1 protein-coding gene is annotated in these 1798 nt (G+C 38.9%); it reads right to left on the bottom strand.

Going from position 1 to position 1798, the window contains the following annotated elements; genetic code table 11:
• The coding region (locus tag DY78_RS11100; RefSeq protein WP_024626251.1) for an IS1182 family transposase at nt 1–1649 on the bottom strand (1649 nt) is incomplete at its 3' end.
• Nucleotides 1650–1798: the final 149 nt, after the last annotated feature.

Below are 1798 nucleotides of genomic sequence, written 5' to 3'. Positions count from 1 at the left end.
GGAGCTGTGACATAACTAGTTCCTAAATCGTAAAAACCCACGCAAAACCGAATTTTGGTTTTGCGTGGGTTTTTGTTCATAGCTTTTTGTTGGGTAGGTCGACCTATTGCGGTCAACTTGAGGATATTTAGTGCCATAACAACGATTCCGGCTTCCTTTTTGACTTTATCAAGTCCACGAACCGAGAATCGATTGAAATGCAAATAAGCCTTCATTTTGCCAAAAACTGGTTCGACATCAATTTTACGCTGAGCGTAAATTGAGCCGGTTTCTGGTGCTGAAAGCAGGTCACGTTCTTTAGCCTTAAAATATTCCCAAGCTTCATTAATTGAGATTCGGCGTAAGTTTCCTTTTGCCGTGAGCGCATCCGGTGTAAGTTGATGATTTTCATCATACTTCTCGGCAACATACTCTTTGAACTGTCGTGTGAAGCCATATTTATCAGTTCGTTCTCGATAAGCATTGAAGTTAAAACGCACACCTTTGGGATCAATAAAGTAATCGTCTTTATCATAATAATCCCAATTCATAACTTTACGATCATCACTTTTCCACTTACGACTATTTTCTTTAAGCATCGTACCGTACGGCACGAGCACAGTATATTTTTCTAATTCATCTTCGCAATAACGGTAGTTACTTTCGGAACCATATCCGGCATCAGCGACAATGATTTTTCCGAGGGCTTGGTGTGCTTTTAAGTGTTTTAGGAATGTTGGAAAAGTGCGTGTATCAGTTGGATTTTGAAAAACATCAAATCCAGTGACGAATTGATTGTTGGTTGCGATCTGTAAGTTATATGCTGGTTTTAATTGACCGTTTTGCATTGGGTCTTCTTTAACCCGCATGAATGTGGCATCATGATCCGTTTTAGAATAACTGTTGCGCCATTTACCATAGGTCGCTTGTTGTTGCTCGTGTTCACGCATTTTTTCGCAACGTTCGTCCAATTTACGTTTTTTAGATTTGAGTTTACGCCGTTGTTGTTTAGCTGGATTAGGTGACACCTTTTCAGTCGCTTTAACAGTTTCGTCCAAGGCAATTAATTTATCTTCAACAACACCAATAATGGCATCCAACATTTCTGGTGTAACTTCCGATCCAGCTGGTACTTCACCAATTACTTTGGCTTCATGTAATTCACCTAAAATCGCGACCAATTGGTCACGGTTGGACTTATCAAATCGGATTGTATTCTTTTTCCAAACGAAACTGTACTTATTAGCATCTGCTAGAATCTTAGTACCATCAATGAATGAGACATCATTAATTAACCCTTGTTGTTCTAAAAACACCGTTAAGTTACCAAGGCTTTTATCCGTTAATTTTGCTAATTCGTCTGAAATTCTAAAACGACAAATAGTTCGATATGAGGGCACTTGGTCAGCAATTAACCAGCCAGCGGGTTTATTCTCACGAGCAAATTTTTCTATTCGACGACTACTAAAGATGCCGTATGTATAAGCTAATAAGACCAGTTTCAACATGGCCGCTAGGTCATATTCACGAGGGCGACCAAACTGATAGTTATAGTCAATTTTCAATGATTCAACTAACGTATTGATGTAACGGGCAGGATGATTTTCTTCAGGAATGTAGTCTAAAGCGATACTCATAGTGGTTTGGTTCATGTTATAATAATCTTGCATATTTGGAATATCCTTTCGGGGATAATTTCGTAGAGTATCGGGGGCAACCGATACTCTTTTTTATTTTGATTATACCAAAAAGCTGGTGAAGCGAAATCCGAAGATTTCACTTCACCAGCTTTAAATTTAGAGACTTATGTCACAGCCTC

Origin of the sequence: Lactiplantibacillus fabifermentans DSM 21115 (assembly GCF_000498955.2) — a bacterium.
GTDB lineage: Bacteria > Bacillota > Bacilli > Lactobacillales > Lactobacillaceae > Lactiplantibacillus > Lactiplantibacillus fabifermentans.
The sequence above is the reverse complement of the archived record's forward strand: the minus strand, read 5'-3'. Positions and strand labels throughout refer to the sequence as shown.